General features: G+C 64.0%; 14 protein-coding genes and 1 tRNA gene. 11 read left to right on the top strand and 4 right to left on the bottom strand.

Annotation, left to right across the window (positions count from 1 at the left end):
* Together ASG59_RS17930 and ASG59_RS17925 are read right to left on the bottom strand one after the other, a co-directional pair.
* Positions 1–1182, bottom strand: a 1182-nt coding sequence (locus tag ASG59_RS17930) for a calcium-binding protein (RefSeq protein WP_162245468.1), incomplete at its 3' end; no start/stop codon positions are given.
* 20 nt (positions 1183–1202) lie between these two features.
* Positions 1203–6605: a calcium-binding protein gene (locus ASG59_RS17925; RefSeq protein WP_156399286.1), complete on the bottom strand. Its 5403-nt coding sequence runs from the start codon at positions 6603–6605 to the stop codon at positions 1203–1205.
* Between the two features lie 713 nt (positions 6606–7318).
* Here ASG59_RS17925 and ASG59_RS17920 point away from each other — a divergent pair.
* The 8 genes from ASG59_RS17920 to ASG59_RS17880 all read left to right on the top strand — a co-directional run bounded on the left by ASG59_RS17920 (position 7319) and on the right by ASG59_RS17880 (position 12983).
* Positions 7319–7939, top strand: coding sequence for a recombinase family protein (locus ASG59_RS17920; protein WP_056410449.1), 621 nt, complete (start codon positions 7319–7321; stop codon positions 7937–7939).
* Entirely contained in the window at positions 7936–8547 is a 612-nt protein-coding gene (locus ASG59_RS17915) for a hypothetical protein (protein ID WP_056410445.1), read from the top strand. The genes ASG59_RS17920 and ASG59_RS17915 overlap by 4 nt, the downstream gene beginning before the upstream one ends.
* Positions 8548–8752: 205 nt before the next feature.
* Complete coding sequence (locus tag ASG59_RS17910; RefSeq protein ID WP_156399285.1) at positions 8753–9253, top strand: hypothetical protein; 501 nt, start codon at positions 8753–8755, stop codon at positions 9251–9253.
* A 79-nt stretch (positions 9254–9332) separates the two neighbouring features.
* On the top strand, positions 9333–9680 hold the full coding sequence (locus tag ASG59_RS17905) for a C40 family peptidase (RefSeq protein ID WP_056410440.1): 348 nt from the start codon (positions 9333–9335) through the stop codon (positions 9678–9680).
* Positions 9677–10339, top strand: a complete 663-nt coding sequence (locus ASG59_RS17900) for a tail assembly protein (RefSeq protein ID WP_056410434.1) — start codon at positions 9677–9679, stop codon at positions 10337–10339. Before ASG59_RS17905 ends, ASG59_RS17900 begins: the two co-directional genes overlap by 4 nt.
* 98 nt (positions 10340–10437) lie before the next feature.
* Positions 10438–10941, top strand: a complete 504-nt coding sequence (locus ASG59_RS17895) for a hypothetical protein (protein ID WP_056410433.1) — start codon at positions 10438–10440, stop codon at positions 10939–10941.
* Positions 10942–11056: 115 nt separating this feature from the next.
* Positions 11057–12565 carry a hypothetical protein gene (locus ASG59_RS20765; protein ID WP_156399284.1) on the top strand — a complete coding sequence of 503 codons (1509 nt, stop codon included), beginning with the start codon at positions 11057–11059 and terminating at the stop codon, positions 12563–12565.
* A gap of 160 nt (positions 12566–12725) precedes the next feature.
* Positions 12726–12983 carry a hypothetical protein gene (locus ASG59_RS17880; RefSeq protein WP_056410428.1) on the top strand — a complete coding sequence of 86 codons (258 nt, stop codon included), beginning with the start codon at positions 12726–12728 and terminating at the stop codon, positions 12981–12983.
* Positions 12984–13104: 121 nt separating this feature from the next.
* Here ASG59_RS17880 and ASG59_RS17875 read toward each other — a convergent pair.
* Positions 13105–13179, bottom strand: a tRNA-Gln gene (locus ASG59_RS17875).
* A gap of 68 nt (positions 13180–13247) precedes the next feature.
* Here ASG59_RS17875 and ASG59_RS17870 point away from each other — a divergent pair.
* From ASG59_RS17870 to ASG59_RS17860, 3 genes are all read left to right on the top strand, one after another.
* Complete coding sequence (locus ASG59_RS17870) at positions 13248–13997, top strand: SDR family oxidoreductase (RefSeq protein WP_055886546.1); 750 nt, start codon at positions 13248–13250, stop codon at positions 13995–13997.
* 146 nt (positions 13998–14143) lie between these two features.
* Positions 14144–15766: a peptide chain release factor 3 gene (locus tag ASG59_RS17865; RefSeq protein WP_056283045.1), complete on the top strand. Its 1623-nt coding sequence runs from the start codon at positions 14144–14146 to the stop codon at positions 15764–15766.
* 293 nt (positions 15767–16059) lie between these two features.
* Positions 16060–17550, top strand: a complete 1491-nt coding sequence (locus ASG59_RS17860; RefSeq protein ID WP_082528830.1) for a carbohydrate porin — start codon at positions 16060–16062, stop codon at positions 17548–17550.
* A 121-nt stretch (positions 17551–17671) separates the two neighbouring features.
* Here ASG59_RS17860 and ASG59_RS17855 read toward each other — a convergent pair whose 3' ends face one another.
* Positions 17672–18505: a porin family protein gene (locus ASG59_RS17855; protein ID WP_156399283.1), complete on the bottom strand. Its 834-nt coding sequence runs from the start codon at positions 18503–18505 to the stop codon at positions 17672–17674.
* Between the last annotated feature and the right edge of the window lie 103 nt (positions 18506–18608).

The following is an 18608-nucleotide window of genomic DNA, read 5'->3' as shown; positions in this document are numbered from 1 at the left end:
GCGCAGGTTCATGACGAAAGGCTGCGCCGTGGTCAGCGCCGACTTGTCCGCCTCCCAGCGATCGTCGCCGAGGCCACCGTCGATGACGTCGACGCCTTTGGCAGTGCTCAGATGATCGTGCCCGGCTCCGCCCGAGACAGTGTCGTCGCCGTCGCCGGTAAGGACATAGTCGTTCGTTGTTCCCACCGCGACGTTGAAGCGCTCGACGCCAGTGAAGACGACGCGGTTGTGACCCGACGAGCCGTTGTAGACGTCGGCGTAGCGGCCGGAATATCCGTCCGCGAGGCTGCCGGCGAAGTCGAAGGTGGTGAAGTCGTAGGTGCCAGTCATCGCTGCCCAGTCGACAATCAGCGTGTCGACCGTGCCGGCGGCGTTGCCGCCCATGTTCACGATGTCCATGCCGCCCTTCACCGTGACGGTGTCTGCGCCGGCATTGGTGTCGATGAAGTCAGAGAGATAGTCGGCGCGGGTGACGATGACGTCGTTACTGGAACCGGTTGCAAAACGCCTGCCGGTGGCGTCGACGTCGCCCAGCGCCTCGATATTGGTCACCGTGCCGGTGATGCCCGAGATGACATAACTTGAGGTCACCGCGGTCAGGTCGATGGTCAGGCCCACCGTCGCATCCGACTTGTCGGCCTGCCAGCGGTCGGCCCCCGAGACCAGCACGCCGGAGGCCAGCGTCTTGCCGCCGTCGATAATATCGGCGCCCTTACCGGTCGAGAGGAAGTCGCTGCCGCCGCCGCCCGCGACGGTGTCGTTGCCGTCGCCGGTGACGATGATGTCGTTCGACGTTCCCACCGCGATGTTGAAGCGCTCGACGCCGGAGAAGTTGACGAGATTATAGCCCGACGAGCCGTTGTACTGGTCGGCGTAACGACCGGTATAACCAGTCGCCAGGCTGCCAGTGAAGCTGTGGGTGACGGTGTCGTAGACACCCGTCTGCGCCGACCAGTCGACGATCAGCGTGTCGAAGCCGTCGCCCATCGCGACGGTGTCGCGACCGCCTGAAATGGTGACCGTGTCGGTCCCGGCATTGGTCGTGAGTTGGTCGTCGTGGAAAGCCAGCAGGGTTGTGACGACGTCGTTACCCGCGCCCGTGAACAGCGTCAGCATCTCGACGCCTCGCACCGTACCCGTGCCGACATAGGTCGACTGGATGCCGAGGTTGCGCAGGTTCATGACGAAAGGCTGCGCCGTGGTCAGCGCCGACTTGTCCGCCTCCCAGCGATCGTCGCCGAGGCCACCGTCGATGACGTCGACGCCTTTTGCCCGGCTCCGCCCGAGACAGTGTCGTCGCCGTCGCCGGTAAGGACATAGTCGTTCGTTGTTCCCACCGCGACGTTGAAGCGCTCGACGCCAGTGAAATCGACGAGATTATAACCCGATGAGCCGTTGTAGACGTCGGCATAGCGGCCGGAATATCCGTCCGCGAGGCTGCCGACGAAGCTGAAGGTTGTGAAGTCGTAGACGCCGCTCTGCATCGACCAGTCGACGATCAGCGTGTCGAGGCCGTCGCCGCCGGCGGCGACATCCCGCCCCTGGCCCGTGACGAGTGTGTCTCCGCCGAGCCCGCCGGTGAGCGAACTGCTCTGGTCGTTGGAGACCAGCCGGTTGCCGAGCGCATTGCCTGTCAGATGAACGAGGCGGCCATTGTCGAGCAGGACGACGTCCTCGATATTGACCAGCCACGAGACCTGCATGTCGATGGCGTAGGGCGACTGAGTGAAATCCGGGGCAGGGCCGACATTGTAGAAACCCGCTGTCGCGACCCGGATCTCGTCCGTGCCGGCATTGGCGTTCTCGACCACGCGATCGGCGGCGGAATCCAAGAAATAGAGATCGTTGCCCCAGCCTCCGCGCAGGTCGTCCGCGCCTCCGGCGCCGTCGATAGTATCGTTGCCGTCTGTGCCGGTGATTAGGTTGCCCAGCGCATTGCCGGTCGCGCTCCGCGCGGTCCCGGTGATAGTTAGATCCTCGATGTCGTTCCGGTCGGCGGATGCTCCGAGATTGTAATTCAGTCCGGTAATGATGATGTCGCGGCCGCCGCCGCCATTGGTATAAGCCGTGCGATCGTCGTCGACGACGTCCAGGAGACTGTCGACGCGGTAGGTGTCGTCGCCGGTGCCGCCCCCCAAGATATCGTCGCCAAGGCCGCCGTCCAGCGTGTCGTTGCCCAATCCGCCAAACAGCGTATCGGCGCCGCCGAGGCCCAAGAGGCTGTCATTGCCGGCAAGTCCGTTAAAATTGTCGCCTGCGCCGCCGCCCGTCATCGAGTCGCCGACGCTGGTCACGGCCGTGCCGCGGAAGGCGTCGATCGCGATGAAGATGTCGCCACCCGCGTCGCCGGTTTTGGCGCCCGTGGTCAGATTGAACGAGATCGCCGCGCTCGCATGCTCGTAAGAGGCGATATCAAAGCCTGCGCTGCCGCCATCGAGTGTATCGGCGCCGGCATAGCCCTCGAGCACGTTGTCGCCGACATTGGCAGTGAGCCTCTGCGCGAAAGCGTTGCCGCCTAGTTCAAGCGGGGTGGTCGCCGCCGCATTGATCGTCTCGATGCTCTCGACCTCGCTGCCGGCGGTCAGGACGTAATTGACCGAGGTGTGCACAGTGTCGGTGCCTTGGCCAACAAGTTCAGAGACAACATCGCCGGCATCGGCGACGATATAGGTGTCGCTCTCGAGGCCGCCGGCCATCGAATCGTTGCCGGCGCCGCCAACGAGGGTGTCGTTGCCGGCCTCGCCTTGTAGGTCGTCGGCGTCAGCCTCGCCTTCGAGCATATCCGCGCCGACGCCGCCCTTGATCGTGTCGATTCCTGCACGACCCCGCAACGTATCGTTGAAAGTCGTGCCGATTATCAGATTCGCGAGATGATTGCCTTCGCCGACCCTTGCACTTCCAAAGAGCTGCAACTCCTCGATATCGGTCAGCGCCTCAATGTTGATGTCGATCGCGGAAATGATCCGGTCGCGGCCGCTACCGCCGCCGAACCTATTCTCATCGATCACATCGAGCAGGCTGTTGACGCCGTAGGTATCGTCGCCCTGGCCGCCGGAGAGAACGTCCGCGCCTAGCCCGCCATCCACTGTATCGTTGCCGTCGCCGCCGATCAGGGTGTCGTCGCCGCCACCGCCATAGAGATTGTCGTTGCCCTTCAGGCCATTGATGACGTTGGCGACAGTGCCGCCATCGATTCCAAAGATGGTATCGCCCGCGCCGGCGACGTCGGCGCCGACGACGTTCTCGATCGATATCAGGACGTCGCCGGTCGAATCACCGCCCGACGTCGCGCCATTGCCGAGATTGACGCCGATCGAGACGGTCGATCGGACATAGGTGACAAGGTCGATGCCGCCGCCGCCGTCGAGCGTGTCGGCGCCCGCGCCACCGTCGAGCACGTCGTCATTGTCGCCGCCGTCGAGGTCGTCGGCGCCGCCTGCACCAACGAGATAGTCCGAATTGTCGCCGCCAGCGAGCGTGTCGGTACCCGCGCCGCCATAGAGCACGTCCTCGCCGTCGCCGCCGGCGAAATCGACGGCGGTCGTTAGGTTCTCGTCGACCGCGATAATGTCGTTACCGCTGCCGGCCACCCCGTCGATACTGCCGACATCGTCAAAGGATTGCTGGTGCCCGAAGGCGATCACGGTGAACCGACCGACGCCGGGACCGGCCACGATGCTGAATTGTTCGTTGCCGTCGAGCTTGTTGTCGATCAGGCGCAGGCCGGCATTCACGCCGATGTTCAGCGTCAGCGCGTTGTTAGGCTCGTCGGGCGTCGCCAGGCCCGGATCGAAGGCCGAGCCCTGGCCGCCGAAATTGAAGCTGGCGAGCGAAATCATCGGCGAGCGCCATTCATGGGTGCCGAACAGATGCTCGACATAGGCGATCATGCCCGCGGTGATCAGACCGCGACCCTCGAACAGGTTCAGTGGGCTGGAGAGGGCCGCGACGAATTCGTCGTAATGGACCTTGCCGTCCTGCGGATTGGCGCCGCCGCCATCGATGATGTCGAGATTGACCACGCCCTCGATCGCGCCGCCGGCGAAGGCCTTCAGCAAACCGTCGATGCCTGCGCCCACACCGAAATTGATCTGGGCGCCGAGCACAAGTTCGGGGCGCTCCTGTCCATTCTCGTCCCAGTCGGTGATAAAGAAGCCGTTGAGCAGCTTCGTCGGGTCCGGCGCCGTGTTGGCTCCCGGCAGAAACGAGCCGCTAAGGATATATTGCGAGATGCCGCGTGTATCGTAGCCGAAATCGATGTCGATGATGGCGCGAAGCGCCGCTTCGACCTCAATATTAAGTCCCGGTAGGAAGATTGGGATATTGAAAATATCGGAGAGCGAGCCGTTGAAGCTGCCATCGGGCTCGATGCCACTGCCGAAGCTGAAGCCAACCTTCGGCAGGTTAAATTTCAGAATATCTGTGTTGCGGCCGAAAAGATATCCGAGCGCCTCCTGCGCGTCGGTCAAGATCGGCGCGATGATCTTATTGGGGGCGGCGGGTCCGTTGCTCAGCATGTTGCCGAGCGTCGCGGCCGCCGACGGGGCGAACTGGGCGTCGATGAAATCGTGAAGATCATCAACCGCGCCGGTCACGCTGGCATTCGCGCCCGACAGGACGAAGGTGGCGTCGCGGATATCGTCCGTGATCGTGAAGTCGCCGACGCTCATAAGGCCGGTGCTGGCGAGCGGTCCGGTCAGGAAATCGTACCAGGTCACGACAGCGTCGAGGATCGGGAACAGCGTCAGCGCCGTGTCGATTCCGGCCATATTCTTGAATTTCGCAATGTCGAGCAGCGAAATGGTGCCGTCCTGGCCTGCGACGAAGCCGTTGTCCTCGTCAACCACATCGAGGAAATCTGCGCCGCCACCAGGCATGTTGCTCAAGGCGCCGATATCGGCTTTGAGGATATCGAGGATGTCTCTAATCGGCTCAATGCCGGCCTTGACATTCGTCACGAACGGCAGGAGCACCTCGGTCAGGAAGCTCAGGAATGCGACGTCGGTATTCTTGAACGACACCACCGGCGCGCTGCCGAACAGGCCATTAGTGCTGCCGGCGAAATTCCAGTTGACGCCGAAATCGGTTTCAATCTTCACGACGCCTTCTAGTGAGTCGAGCGTCCGCAGATCGACGTTGAGGTTCAGGCCGCCGCTAACGGTCGGATTCAAGATCTGGAATCCGGCCGTTCCCATCTCACCAATATAGATTTTGCCGTCATTGGTTGTACCGTTCTGACCGTCGCGCAGGTCGAGAGCGAAATTCGCCGTGAAGTTAGTCGGCCGGGCCGGATCGGTAGCGACATTGGCGGAGAACAGCTGAAGGCCGCCGACCTGAACGCCGCCGCCCAGATTGAGTGTGCTTGCTGAGAGGTTGAGTGAGAGCTCGTTGGCTGTATCGCCGCGTATATAGAAACCGCTGGTGTTGGTGTCGGACCCGATAGTCAGAGCAATTCCGTAGGCTAGGCCGATATTTGCGGTGGCGGTGCTGGTAAGTTGCAGCAAGTTCCCCGGTCCTAGGCCAAGGTTGTTGCTCAGCGGCTGAGTGTTGAGCATGAATATGCCGGTATTGTTGAAGCTCCACTCGCCGTTCGTGGTGTTGAAACTGACCGGCGAGCCCAAGAAACCGGCATTACTAAGCGCGTTGTTGATGGCGTTGGCGATATTCGTGCCGCTGTACGGCGTACCGTTCGAGCCACCGGCGATCGCATTGTCGATCGCGCCCTGGACTGCGTCCTTGAAGCTTCGCACTCCGCGCAGAGCGTGCGTCGCCGCCGAGGAGGTGGCCGTGAAGGCGGAGTTGAGGTCGTCGCCGAACAGCGGCAGCGCCTGGGCGAAGACCTTGTTGGCCAGCGCGTTCTCGATCGAGGTCAGGGCCTGGGAAATGCCGTCCGAATAGGTGAGGAGCTTCTCGTAGACGATGTCGCCCGCGGCCTGCTCGACCGACAGCACTTGTCCATCGATGCTGATCGTTCCCGAATCGTCCTCGGCGCGAATGACGGCGAGCCGCCTCGCGTCGACGCCGCCGCCGCCGAAAACGAGCGCTGAAAACAGCTCGCCTTCGTCTCCGGCTGTATCGACGCCGTTGAGCCTCGCATCGAGCGCGTGGCCGATTTCCTCGATGATAACACGCGCGACCTCTCCGGCCGTGCGCGCGCTGTCAAGGGCCCAGTTCGTCGATAGATAGATTGTTCCCATGCCCTGGGAATAGGCGGCGCGCGCGCCGTTTAGGCTGCCTTCGTCTGCGAAGGCGATCTTGGGCGCGCCGGTGAAGTCGCCTGCCTGCCAGCGGGCCAGTTGGTCCTCGACCTGCGGCCTGTCGAGACCAATTCCGAAACTTGCTTCGAAGACCCGGAGCGCCTGGGCCGACGCTGCGAAGTCAGTGAGCTGGCTGCGCACTTCGGCGGCCCATTCGGGCGCAGACACGGAAGCCAGGTTATGCGTGTCGGCCCCGACGCAAAGTTCGATCCTTGGACCGGCTTGGCACGCTATTTTGGAGGCTAAGCTCGCGCCGCCCATTCTTTCCGCGTCGGGATCGGCTGCCGAAACACTAAAGCTCAAGCCTGAGCAAAAAACGCATCCGCAGCGCGCGAACTCGTCAGTCATCGGCAATCCAGTGCAAAAAGCCGGCAGATAGGCAAATGCCTTTTCTCTCGTACCAAATGCTTCTCAAAATGCCAATGATATTGCAAAAAATTGCACGGCGATCATAGCGGCATTGCTGCGATGCAATCTTGGCTTTCAATTTTCAGTCAATGCGATCATGGAATTATGGCGATGCAGTAAAAATCTTTGCACTTCAGAAACATGGAGGCTTCCGGGACTCAGATTTGTTCAGATTGAGAATGAAGCACAGAACAACTAAGACGAGAATTATGAAACGACAACTACCTTTAGTACTATTTTTGCCGACTGAAGGAAAATGGTCTGTTTTCGCGGATTTCGTGTGCCATGGTGATGATCATGGGTGACCGCAATGGTGGCGGTTTTGGAATCGCGGTTTCAAAAGCCGGAGCAAAAGCGCACAAACCATGCCGCAACTGATAGGCGGATAATCACACGGAACAGTATCCGTAAGGGTACAACTTGTTCAGTGGGCAGACGTCTATCAGGGCACGACATCAGCGGTCGGACTCGGACTGCCGATCTTCGATGTTCGCTATCAGTGTTGGGATGCTGCACACCCATGCGCTTCAGTCGGTACATTTTGGGCATGCCCTTTTCGGACTGGCCCGATCGCGGTCTGATAAATACCCCTTGACCGTTCGAAACGGACCGCATCATAACGGACCAGTCAAAACGGACTGCCGGGGTTCAAGATGTTTGTTCGGGCGTATCTCAGGGCCAGCACCACGGAGCAGGATGCCAGCCGCGCTAAGGCGCAACTCGAGGCGTTTGCCTCGGAGCGCGGGCTGACCATCGCGGCCTACTACCTCGAGAACGAGTCCGGCTCGACGTTGGCCCGGCCCGAGCTATTCCGGCTCCTGGGTGATGCTCGGCCCGGTGACGTACTTCTCGTTGAGCAGGTAGACCGCCTCAGTCGCCTCACGGCCGGCGACTGGTCGAAGCTGAAGATCGAAATCTCCGCGCGCCGCATCCGGGTCGTGGCGCTCGATCTGCCGACCTCCTGGATAATGGCGACGACCGACGCCGACGACTTCACCAGCCGGATGTTCGAAGCCGTCAACGGCATGATGTTGGACGTGCTCGCTGCTGTGTCGCGCAAGGACTTCGAGGACCGCCGCCGCCGACAGGCCCAGGGCCAGGAGAAGGCCAAGGCGGCAGGCCTCTATAAGGGGCGCCCTACCGACATCAAGCGACATGCGGTTATCGCTGACATGCTGACACGGGGCATGTCCTGGAACGCGGTCATGACGGCCTCGGGCTGCTCTCGCACCACCGTCGCCACCATCGCCAAGTCGTTGAAGGCAGCGTCATGACCGCGACCCGGCCCACCGCACCCACCCGCAAATACGCCCGTCTCGCGCCCTCCATCTGGGCTGAGATCGTCGCGCAGTGGGAGACCGGTGAATTCACCCTCGAGCAACTGTCCCACCAGCATGGCGTCACCGTTCGTGGCATCCAGATGCATCTGGCGAAGAATAAGGTCACGAAGGGATCGCAGGCGAAGGTTGTTGCCTCCAAAGTGATGGCCAGGGTCTACGAGGAGACATTGCCAGATGTAGACGCAACCGTGCAACGCGCCATCGATACTCGAGAAACCGCCTATCGAAACGCTGTCGCAATCGAGAATATGATTATCGAACGACTTGAAGGCGCGGCCGCAGACCCAGGCACGACCTTTGCAGCCGCCAGCGCAATCAAAATGCTTGGGATCGCAGCGGCTGCATTAGAACGTTTACACGGGCTCAAGCGCGCAGCCTTGGGTCTCAATGACGATAGCCTGATCGATGATGATTTGCCGACTCTTCAGATCCAGGATCTGTCGGCCGAGGAGATCACCGAGATGCATCGGAATCAACATGAAGACGATCCCGATCCCGGCGCCTTCGCTGCTGTCGATAACGAGGTGCTCGTAGTCGATTGATTGCGTCTCCGGTTCGTAGTCGGAGGCACATAGCTACATTCTGTAATCGGACCGAAGTCCCAGCGAAAATCACGATCCCTCGAAGGGGGTTAACACTGCGGTGACAGGAAAAATTCGAAGGCGAAATCTCTCGGGGTCATCACATCCGCAGGACAGAACTAATTCAGGATGGTATAATTGCAGTGCGTTGCCCGAGGAGGTGCCTGTGAGCCATTCGACCGTAAGTATCCCGACCGCCCGTGCCCATCAATTCCGTCTGCTTGCACGCCATCACGAAGTCCCCGCTGCCGATCTGCTTGACGAGTTCATCCGTGGATCGTGGGATCACGCCGGTTTCGAGTTCGATTTGCCGCCGTTCGACATGCCGGTCGGTCGTGACGATGCGACTGGCGAACAACGGGTGTTCCTCTCGACGCCTGGCGCCGACGTTCTCGATTTCAGCGCAGACCAGGCGCACGCCGTAGCGAACGGCATCATGGCGCTGCTCGCCGGCTCCGCTTCTCGCTTTGTCGTTGCCGCACGTTGCGCCGGCCGGCCTGGTGGTCTCGTAGGCGAGCGCCGGGGCAGGGGCTACACCTTGAAGATTGCCGGCAACCTCGATGGAGTGCCGCGTGCTGCCGTGGTCTCGCTCACGCGCTCCGTCGCCAACGATCTCGCACGGATCTTAGAGGACCGCGCCTCCAAGGCAGCGAAGGCGGTCTCGTGAACACAAAGGTAGAACACCAGCGCCGCCGTGACGCCGGTCTTGGCGACGTGCTCGCTGAGGTCTCGCTATGTCCGAAACCATGAAGCAGATAACCTCCACGATCCTCGAGGCCGCCCAGCGCCACGCCCGCGCCGAATACCCGCGCGAGGCCTGCGGTCTCGTCGTCGGCGATTCCTACCGGCCTTGCCGGAACGAAGCCGCCGACCCGATGCAGGACTTCGAGATCGCCACCCAGGTCTACCTCGATGCCGAGGCGACGGGTGATCTTCCTGCCGTCGTCCATTCGCACCCAGACGGTCCCCACGCCCCCTCAGAGGTCGACTGCCGCGCACAGGCTGCATCCGGCCTGCCCTGGGTGATCCTGCCGCTCGATGCCGAGTGCATGTTCCAGCCCATCACCTTCGACAGCCACGAGGCAACCCCATGACCATCGCCACCTTCGCCAGCCACCAGAAGACCATGAGGACGGTGCACCTCTATGGTCACTTGAAGAAGTCCTTCGGCTCGAATTTCCGGCTTAGCGTAGGCACGCCCGGCAAGGCTATTCGGCTCCTGAACGCCAACTTCCCGGGTTTTCAGAAGCAGCTACGCGACGGCTACTACAGGTTGGTCGTCGGCCGTCGTCATGGCGGTGATGTAATCGATCTGACCCATCTCGAAATGGGTCTGGGATCGAAGGACTTTCACATCGTTCCGGTGATCGGCGGCGCGAAGAACGGCGGGGTGATCAAAGCTGTTCTCGGCGTCGCTCTCGTCGGCGCAGCAATTTTCTTCTCGGGCGGCACGCTCGCGGCGCCCCTGGCCAGTATGGGCACCGCACTGCCAGGGCTCGGTGGGATCGGCCTCACCTATGGCACCATGGCGGGTCTGGGCGTCACCATGGCGCTCGCTGGCATCTCCCAGATGATCTCGCCCACCCAGAAGGCCACGACCGGCACCGACAAGAGCGACAGCTACGCGCTCTCGGGCCCGACTAACCTTGAAGGGCAGGGGTACCCCGTCCCGCTCGTTATCGGGGAGGTCATCGCCGGTGGCATCCCGATTTCGTCTGGGTTCGACATCGAAGACATTGCCGTGGGCTCCTAGGGCAGCTCGTAAAAGCGATTATGCGGATGGCGACCGTTGTAGTTTGCTCCAATCACCGATAGAATTCACTTATCGATTCAAAGTGAGTTCATATCATCATGTCGCCGTCTCCCCGCACCACCATCACCCTTCCGCGCGCCCGCTTCGAACAGTTGGCGGCCATCGCCGACAAGCGCGGGCTCCCGAACCCGACTGCGGTGATCGAGGCGTGGATCGCCCGCGCCATCGCCGAGGGCGAGATCTCGCCCCAGACGCCCGGCTTCTCGGTCGTTCGTGATGATGACGTGGTCGCGATCCAGATCGCCGGCCATCACCTACCCTTCGTGAAAATCCAGAAGGCCGCAGTGATCGCCTCTGTGCTTTCGGCGGCAGCCGGCGAGCCCGATGAAGAGCTCGGCTTCTATCTCGAAGTCGGCCGACCCGTGGTGCTGGATCTCGGCGACGGCAACGGCACTCTGGCGATCGGCCGCGTCGGTCGTGGTGTGAAGTTCATCCTCAAGACGGATGCAGGGAGCTGCACCAAGATGTTCTCGTGCCCGCCCGGCCTTGCGATGGATGTGGTGAACCAGATCCTCACCGTCACCCGCGTCACCGTCAACTGACCAAAGAAAAGGCCGCCAAATCCCCTGCCAGGGCGGCGGCCTTTGGTCTCAAACGATGCAGCAACAACCTAGCGATAACCCCGCCTCTACTCAAGAGGATTGTCTCGATCTCGCGATGATGATCGCCGAGATTGATGCGATTGTGCGCGCGCGGCGCAAGCCGCTGTCGCCCGAGCACGAGATCACCGGCATCAACCGGGCGCTCGACCGCGCGCTGGGCATCGCGCCTGCCGCCATGCCACCAGCCCCGGCGAACGACGACGAGTGGTGGGTGCGCGAGATCGCGACCTGGCATATTTCAGAGCCTACCGTCTCGCCCTCCATCATCATCGAGGCAGCGCCGTCCGCACCCGCTCCGGCCGTGTCTGCGATGTGCAAAAAAGGCGGAGCATCCCGGTCGCGCCGCGATGCCCTCGCCAGCATCGTTTTCGTAGGGGAATTCCTAACCGAGACGGGGGTCATCCAGCCCCATCGACCCGTGCACGCTTCAGTAAGTAGCGCCAAAGGATCTCCTTCTCCTTCTCCCTCGAGGAACCTGCGCTACCTCGAGCACAAGATCCGCACAGCCCCCACGACCAGCACCACCACCACGAAGAAGCCGCCCGCCTGGCGCGATCTCGATGATCACGCCCAGGCTGTGTTCGCCTTCGTCGGTCTCCAAGATCACGGGCCGGTGACGGGCTTCACCGCGCACCTCTCCGATGACGTCAACGCCCGCGCCTACTCCAAGGAGAAGCCGGGGCCGTGGCTCCAGAAGCAGCTCCGTGAGCAGCTCGGCAAGGCGTTCTCCGAGACCACCGACTTCACCATAAACGTCGAAGAGACGCGCGATCCCACGACTGGAAAGCCTCGGCTTCATGTCCATGGTGTGCTTAGCCTGGGTCTCGGATCACACCGGCGCGCCAAAAAAGCACGCGCTGCGATGCGGGCGGCGTTCGGCACCTGGGAGCGACCCGGCAAGGGAAAGCAGATCAAGTTCGATCACCAGATCGATGTCGGCTGGGCCTCCTACGCCTCGAAGAGCGCGCGCTGGGCCACGTCGTTCATGCGCCGGCTTCTCGCCGGCACCACCCAGATGCATCTAGCCCCGTCATTCGACGGCGCGGTGACGATGATGACGCGCGGTGCGACCCGGCTCGCCAAGGCCACGGCCGAGATGGCCCGCCAGGTCGTGCTACAGGCCCGCCTGCGGCCGTCAGTCGTTCCCGCGCCGGGAACTGCCCCGGCGTCAATTAAGCCCGCCAGCGGGGCTGTGATGCGATACTTGCTGCGGCCGACCCAGGAGCACTACCAGCGCCACCTGGTTCGTATCGACCGGCACGGTCCAGATCCACCTTCGGGATTGACCGCCGTGAACCCTCGGGCGACGAGCGGGGATGACACGCACCCTGAGCCTGATCGCACTTCTCGCCCTTACCGGATGCAGCGGCGTGCCGCCACTTGTCGACATGACCGGCGTCGACGCCGCCGCCTACTCCCGCGACCAGATCGTCTGCAACGAACTCTCGCGCGAGCGGAGCTTCTACGTCGGCGACTTCGTGTCGGACTGCCTGACCCGGAAGGGCTACAAGGTTCAGCGAATCGACCGCCTGCCGCGCGGTACGGGCGAGTAAGTCTGCGCTAACATCGCCATCGAGACCGATTCGCAATCATCACCAAGATGTAAATCAATTTTGACTGACCCAATACTTAGATAAGGGAGTGTTGTTATTTCGCTACTTCCCGGTGAATCGCCAGTCTGCAATACGGGTCAAGCACGACACTCAAGATGGACCCGAAACGATATGTACTCTTGCAGGATCACGCTGCCCGAATTCGCCGACATCCACGACCGGATGGCGGTTACGGATCGCAAAATCGTCGACGGGCTCACGGTGACAACCGGCATATGCCGGGGTCTCGGACAGGTGATCGTGATCCAGCTCGACCAGGGCGCGATGTTGCTTTCCGACACCCGCTTCGACCCACCGGGCTACAATGCTGGCACCGCGATCTATCGAGACCCCGGGTCTCCGCTCTCGAGCGCTTATAACTGGAACTGAGTGGTAGGTGGCGGCGTGGTCCGACACCGGCCGTGGCACCCACCGGACTGTTACGCCTGCAATCTCTAGGGAAAATCAGATTTCGACCTAAGTCGTTGTTTTTATTGCCATCCGGCAAGGTTGGCTGGGGCGCCAGGATTCGAACCTGGGAATGGCGGTACCAAAAACCGCTGCCTTACCACTTGGCGACGCCCCATCCTGGCAGGATCGGCGTTGTCTAGACGCCGGGCCTGCGAGTGGCAACAGGACGGGGAGACAGAATCGATGCGGCGGATCGCGGTGGTGACGGGGGCGGGATCGGGGATCGGCAGGGCCGTGGCGGAGGGGCTGGCGCGGGCGGGCTTCGTCGTCGTGCTCGCCGGGCGCCGGGCCGAGCCGCTGGCGGCGGTCGCGGAGGCGATCGCGGCGGCGGGCGGCACCGCGCGGGCCGTGCCCGCCGACGTGGCGGACGAGGCGTCCGTCGAGGCGCTGTTCGCGCGGGTGCGGCAGGAGTTCGGCCGCCTCGACCTCTTGTTCAACAACGCCGGGGTGTTCGCGCCGGCGGTGCCGGTGGACGAGGTCGCCCTCGACGACTGGCGCCGCCTCGTGGACGTCAACCTCACCGGCGCCTTCCTGTGCACGCGCGCGGCCTTCCGGATGATGAAGGCGCAGGAGCCGCGCGGCGGGCGCATCGTCAACAACGGCTCGATCTCGGCGCATGTGCCGCGGCCGAACTCGGCGGCCTATGCCGCCACCAAGCACGCCATGACCGGGCTCACCAAGGCCACGGCGCTGGACGGACGCGCCCACGACATCGCCTGCGGCCAGATCGACGTCGGCAACGCCGCCACCGCGATGACCGGGCCCATGGCCGCCGGCGTGCGCCAGGCCGACGGGTCGATCAGGTCCGAACCGCTGATGGATGTCGCGCATGTGGCCGATGCGGTGGTCTACATGGCCGGCCTTCCGCTCGATGCCAACGTCCCGTTCCTCACGGTGATGGCCACCGGCATGCCCTACATCGGGCGGGGCTGAGCCGACGCGGGGCCCCTCCACCGATGGTGGAGCGCGGCCCCCCTCTCCTGTAAGGAGGGGCGGGGCGGGCTCCTCGGCGAGCCGTCGACCTCCGTCAGACCTGAAAAAAAGGCCCGCGGACGCGGCCTCGAAAGCAATTCCCCGCGATGTTGATGCAGACCCAGCCCGACGCGAAACCCGCCCGCACCGACGACCCCGTCGCGCGCCGGCGCACCTTCGCGATCATCTCGCACCCGGACGCCGGCAAGACCACGCTCACGGAAAAACTGCTGCTGTTCGGCGGCGCCATCCAGCTCGCCGGCGAGGTCAAGGCCAAGCGCAACCGCGTCTCGACCCGCTCGGACTGGATGGGCATCGAGAAGGAGCGCGGCATCTCCGTCGTCACCTCGGTGATGACGTTCGAGTACGGCGACTGCGTCTTCAACCTCCTCGACACCCCTGGCCACGAGGACTTCTCGGAGGACACCTACCGCACCCTGACGGCGGTCGATTCGGCCGTGATGGTGATCGACGCCGCCAAGGGCATCGAGGCGCGCACGCGAAAACTGTTCGAGGTCTGCCGGCTTCGCGACATCCCCATCGTCACCTTCATCAACAAGCTCGACCGCGAGGCCCGCGATCCGTTCGAGCTCCTGGACGAGATCGAGAAGACCCTGGCGCTGGACGTGGCGCCCGTGACCTGGCCGATCGGGCGGGGCCGCAGCTTTGCCGGCACCTACGATCTCGGCAACGGCCGCGTGCGCCGGCTCGATGCGGCGGACGACGCCGGCACCGTGCCGGTGACCGGGGTCGACGATCCGCTGTTCGACCAGCTGCTCACGGAGGAGGGCGAGGCCGCGACCTGGCGAGAGGAGGCCGAACTCGCCGAGACCGGCCTCAAGCGCTTCGACCTCGACGCCTTTCGCGAGGGCCACCTCACGCCGGTGTTCTTCGGGTCGGCGCTGCGCAACTTCGGCGTGCGCGACCTCATCGACGGCCTGGCGCGCTTCGCGCCGCCGCCGCGCGGCCAGGATTGCGACAAGCGCCTCGTGGAGCCCACCGAACCGAAGATGACCGGCTTCGTGTTCAAGATCCAGGCGAACATGGACCCCAACCACCGCGACCGCATCGCCTTCATGCGGGTGTGCTCGGGTCGGTTGAGCCGGGGCATGAAGGCCAAGCTCGTGCGCACCGGCAAGCCGATGTCGCTGTCGGCCCCGCAGTTCTTCTTTGCACAGGACCGCGCCATCGCCGACGAGGCGTTCGCGGGCGACGTCGTCGGCATCCCCAACCACGGGACCTTGCGCATCGGCGACACGCTGACGGAGGGCGAGGAGATCGTGTTCCGCGGCGTGCCGAGCTTCGCGCCCGAGATCCTGCGCCGGATCAAGCTCACCGACGCCATGAAGGCCAAGAAGCTGCGCGAGGCCCTGCAGCAGATGGGCGAGGAGGGCGTGGTGCAGGTGTTCCGCCCGCATGACGGCTCCCAGGCCATCGTCGGCGTGGTGGGCGCGCTGCAGCTCGACGTGCTGAAGGAGCGGCTCCAGGCGGAGTACGGCCTGCCCATCGACTACGAGCCGACCCGCTTTTCGATCTGCCGCTGGATCGAGGCCGACACCGAAGCGCCGCTGGACAAATTCGTCGGCAGCCACGGCTCGGCCATGGCCAGCGACCTCGATGGCGCCCCGGTGTTCATGGCGACCACCGCGTTCTCGCTGCGCTACGAGGAGGAGCGCGCGCCGGACGTGCGGTTCACCGACGTGAAGGACTACCAGAAGCGCAAGGCGTAGCGCTCCGTCGCGGAATTCTCGGGGGCCGGCGGTCGCGCCGGTCCGCGAACGGAAGGCCGGCGACCGCGGCGCCGATCCCTTTACCCACGACCCGTCCATCGCAGTCCTATCGCCGCCCGATGCGGTTGCGCCACGAGGCGCGCCGGACCTGCGACCGTGGACGCCGGCGAGGATCCCCCGCCTCGCCTCCCTCCCCCCGAAATGTCTCCGGTCGAACGCCGTCGCGATTGACAGCGGGAATTTGCGCGTCCTACAGAGTATAGCAAGAGGCATACTTCACAGCATAGGCGCAGATGAGGCGACTCTCTCCATGGCTTCGGTCGCCCCGATCCGCGCCTCGCCCGCCTGCGATCGGGCCGGGGCAGCGGCCATGGGCCTCAGCGCGCGGCCTTTGCGTCGCGGTCTGCCTCGTCGCTCCCGATTTTCCGGCCGTCGCGCAGCCGAACATCGATTCGCCGCTTGCCGACAGACCGGCGCAATCGGCCGCGGTAGAGCCCGAGTCGGACTCCGCCCGACCTGCGTCGATCCAGTCGTCCCTCGGGGCGTTCGGCGATCCGGGCGGGTTTCGGGCCGCGCTCGGTGCCCGCGGCATCACCTACAACGCCATCTCCACCAACGAGGCGCTGGGGAACGTCACCGGCGGCTTTGCCCGCGGGCCGATCTACGCCGGAAAGCTCGAGACCATCGTCACCGTGGATCTGGGGACGCTCGCCGGCCTCGATGGCCTCACCTTCTTCGCCAACGCCTTCCAGATCCACGACACCGGCGGCCTGCGTGACCGCAGCTTCGGGCGCCTGATCACCGTCAGCAACATCGAGGCGTTTCCCTCGACGCGCCTGTCCGAAATCTGGCTGGAGCAGAAGTGGGCCGGGGACCACTTCGCGGTACGATTCGGCCAGCTCGTCGCCGATGGCGAGTTCTTCTCGTCCGACACCGGCAAGCTGTTCGTGAGCAACGACTGGCCGACGATCACCGGCGCCAACCTGCCGAGCGGCGGCCCGGCCTATCCGCTCGCCACCCCCGGAGTGCGCCTGCGCTACGACCCGAACGCGGCGGTCTCGGCCCTCGTGGCGATCTTCAACGGCGATCCGGGCGACCAGCGCATCGTCAACCGGACCGGCACGAACTTCCGGCTCGGCGACCCGCCCCTGGTGATGGCCGAGGCGCAGGTCCGTTACAACCAGGACATGCAGTCGCGCGGGCTCGCCGGCAGCCTCAAGCTCGGCGGATACCGGCATTTCGGCCGCTTCGACGACCTGCGGTTCGATACCGCCGGCCTGCCGCTGGCCAGTCCCTTCGCCAACGGCGCCGCCCGGCGCCTGCGCGGCACCAGCGGCGTCTATGGTGTCGTCGACCAGCAACTTCATCGTCCCGAGGGCGCGGGCCCCGATGGCGGGGTCTCGGTCTACGCCCGGATCTCGGGCAGCCCGGCGGACCGCAACCTGATCGACCTCTGGGCCGACGGCGGGGTGGTCTGCGCCGGCATGATTCCAGGCCGGCCAGACGACAGGTTCGGCGCGAGCGTCATCTACGCGCGGATCGGCGACGGGGCGCGGGCGGCCGACATCGATGGGGCGCGGTGGGGCCATGCTTACCGGCCGGTCAGGAGCTTCGAAGCGACGGTCGAGCTCAGCTACCAGGCCCGGATCGCCCCCGGCTGGATCGTGCAGCCCGACATCCAGTACGTCGTCAACCCGGGCGGCGGCGTCGAGAATCCCTCCCGTCCCGGAACCAGGACGAGGGGCGGCCTCGTCTTCGGGCTCCGATCGACGGTCGTATACTGACGACGAGGAGGCCCCGGACTCAGTGGGAACCCATAAAAAAAGCCTGCCTCGCGCATCCGGGGATACGCGAGGCAGGCCGATCGTCGGACTTCGAAAGCGTGGCTGCTTTCGATGGAAGGTCCTAGTAGGAGCCGAACTTGTAGTTCAGGCCGGCGCGGGCGATGCTGCCCTCGGTGGAGAAGCGCGAGTTGTAGCCGATGCCGGGCTGGGGCGGCAGCGAGCCGGTGTTGCCGACCAGCAGGGTGCGCGAACCGAGATCGTACCGGAGGTACTCGGCCTTCACCGTCACGGCGCTGGACTTGAAGAAGTTCAGGAACGAGTCGGTCGGGAGGGCGTATTCGATGCCGCCGCCGTAAACGTAGCCCGTCTCCATGGTCGAGCGCGAACCGGCGTAAGCGACCGGGGCGTTGGTCTGGAAAGCGACGCTGCTGGTCACGTCGCCGTAGGCAAAGCCGCCGGTGCCGTAGAACAGGACCTTGTCGAAGGCGAAGCCGACACGACCACGGACGGTGCCGAGGTAGGAGAGCTCGGTCCGGAACGTGTTGGTGAGGGTCGAGAGCGGCGGGGTACGCGGCACCGAGTTCACGCTGGTGGCCTGGAGATCGGTGTACTGCGCGTCGGCTTCGATGCCGACCACGAGGCCCGAACCCGGGGTAAACTGGTAGTTGTAGCCGACCTGGCCACCGCCGGTGAAACCTTCCTGCGAGACGCCGATCGTGCCGGGGCGCAGGTTGTTGTTCACGTTGGCCTGCAGGGCGCCGATGCCCGTGGTGCGGACGCGGTCGTTCTCGCTGAAGGCGTAGCCGGCGTTGATACCGAAGTAGAACCCGGTCCAGGTGAAGACGGGGACCGGAACGAAGACCGGCGGCGCGGCGCGGCGCGGCAGATCGGCGGCGGCGGCGGTGCCGACCATCACGGCCAGGGAGGCGCCGGCGAGGAGGATCTTCTTGAACACGGGGGCAGTCCTTCGGAGGGGCTGTTTCACTGCCCCCGTCTTACCGTCAAGCGGCCCGAGCACCTATGACATCAGAGCAACACCGAACGGCCACATGTTGGCC

Origin of the sequence: Methylobacterium sp. Leaf466, from assembly GCF_001425565.1 — a bacterium.
GTDB lineage: Bacteria > Pseudomonadota > Alphaproteobacteria > Rhizobiales > Beijerinckiaceae > Methylobacterium.
This window is presented reverse-complemented; position numbering and strand designations above follow the sequence as displayed.

Coding starts and splice junctions, on each gene's coding strand:
- ASG59_RS17920 (WP_056410449.1), top strand. CDS start 7,319: ATGTTTGTTCGGGCGTATCTCAGGGCCAGCACCACGGAGCAGGATGCC.
- ASG59_RS17925 (WP_156399286.1), bottom strand. CDS start 6,605: ATGACTGACGAGTTCGCGCGCTGCGGATGCGTTTTTTGCTCAGGCTTG.
- ASG59_RS17860 (WP_082528830.1), top strand. CDS start 16,060: ATGAGGCGACTCTCTCCATGGCTTCGGTCGCCCCGATCCGCGCCTCGC.
- ASG59_RS17865 (WP_056283045.1), top strand. CDS start 14,144: ATGTTGATGCAGACCCAGCCCGACGCGAAACCCGCCCGCACCGACGAC.
- ASG59_RS17870 (WP_055886546.1), top strand. CDS start 13,248: ATGCGGCGGATCGCGGTGGTGACGGGGGCGGGATCGGGGATCGGCAGG.
- ASG59_RS17905 (WP_056410440.1), top strand. CDS start 9,333: ATGAAGCAGATAACCTCCACGATCCTCGAGGCCGCCCAGCGCCACGCC.
- ASG59_RS17900 (WP_056410434.1), top strand. CDS start 9,677: ATGACCATCGCCACCTTCGCCAGCCACCAGAAGACCATGAGGACGGTG.
- ASG59_RS17880 (WP_056410428.1), top strand. CDS start 12,726: ATGTACTCTTGCAGGATCACGCTGCCCGAATTCGCCGACATCCACGAC.
- ASG59_RS20765 (WP_156399284.1), top strand. CDS start 11,057: ATGATGATCGCCGAGATTGATGCGATTGTGCGCGCGCGGCGCAAGCCG.
- ASG59_RS17895 (WP_056410433.1), top strand. CDS start 10,438: ATGTCGCCGTCTCCCCGCACCACCATCACCCTTCCGCGCGCCCGCTTC.
- ASG59_RS17915 (WP_056410445.1), top strand. CDS start 7,936: ATGACCGCGACCCGGCCCACCGCACCCACCCGCAAATACGCCCGTCTC.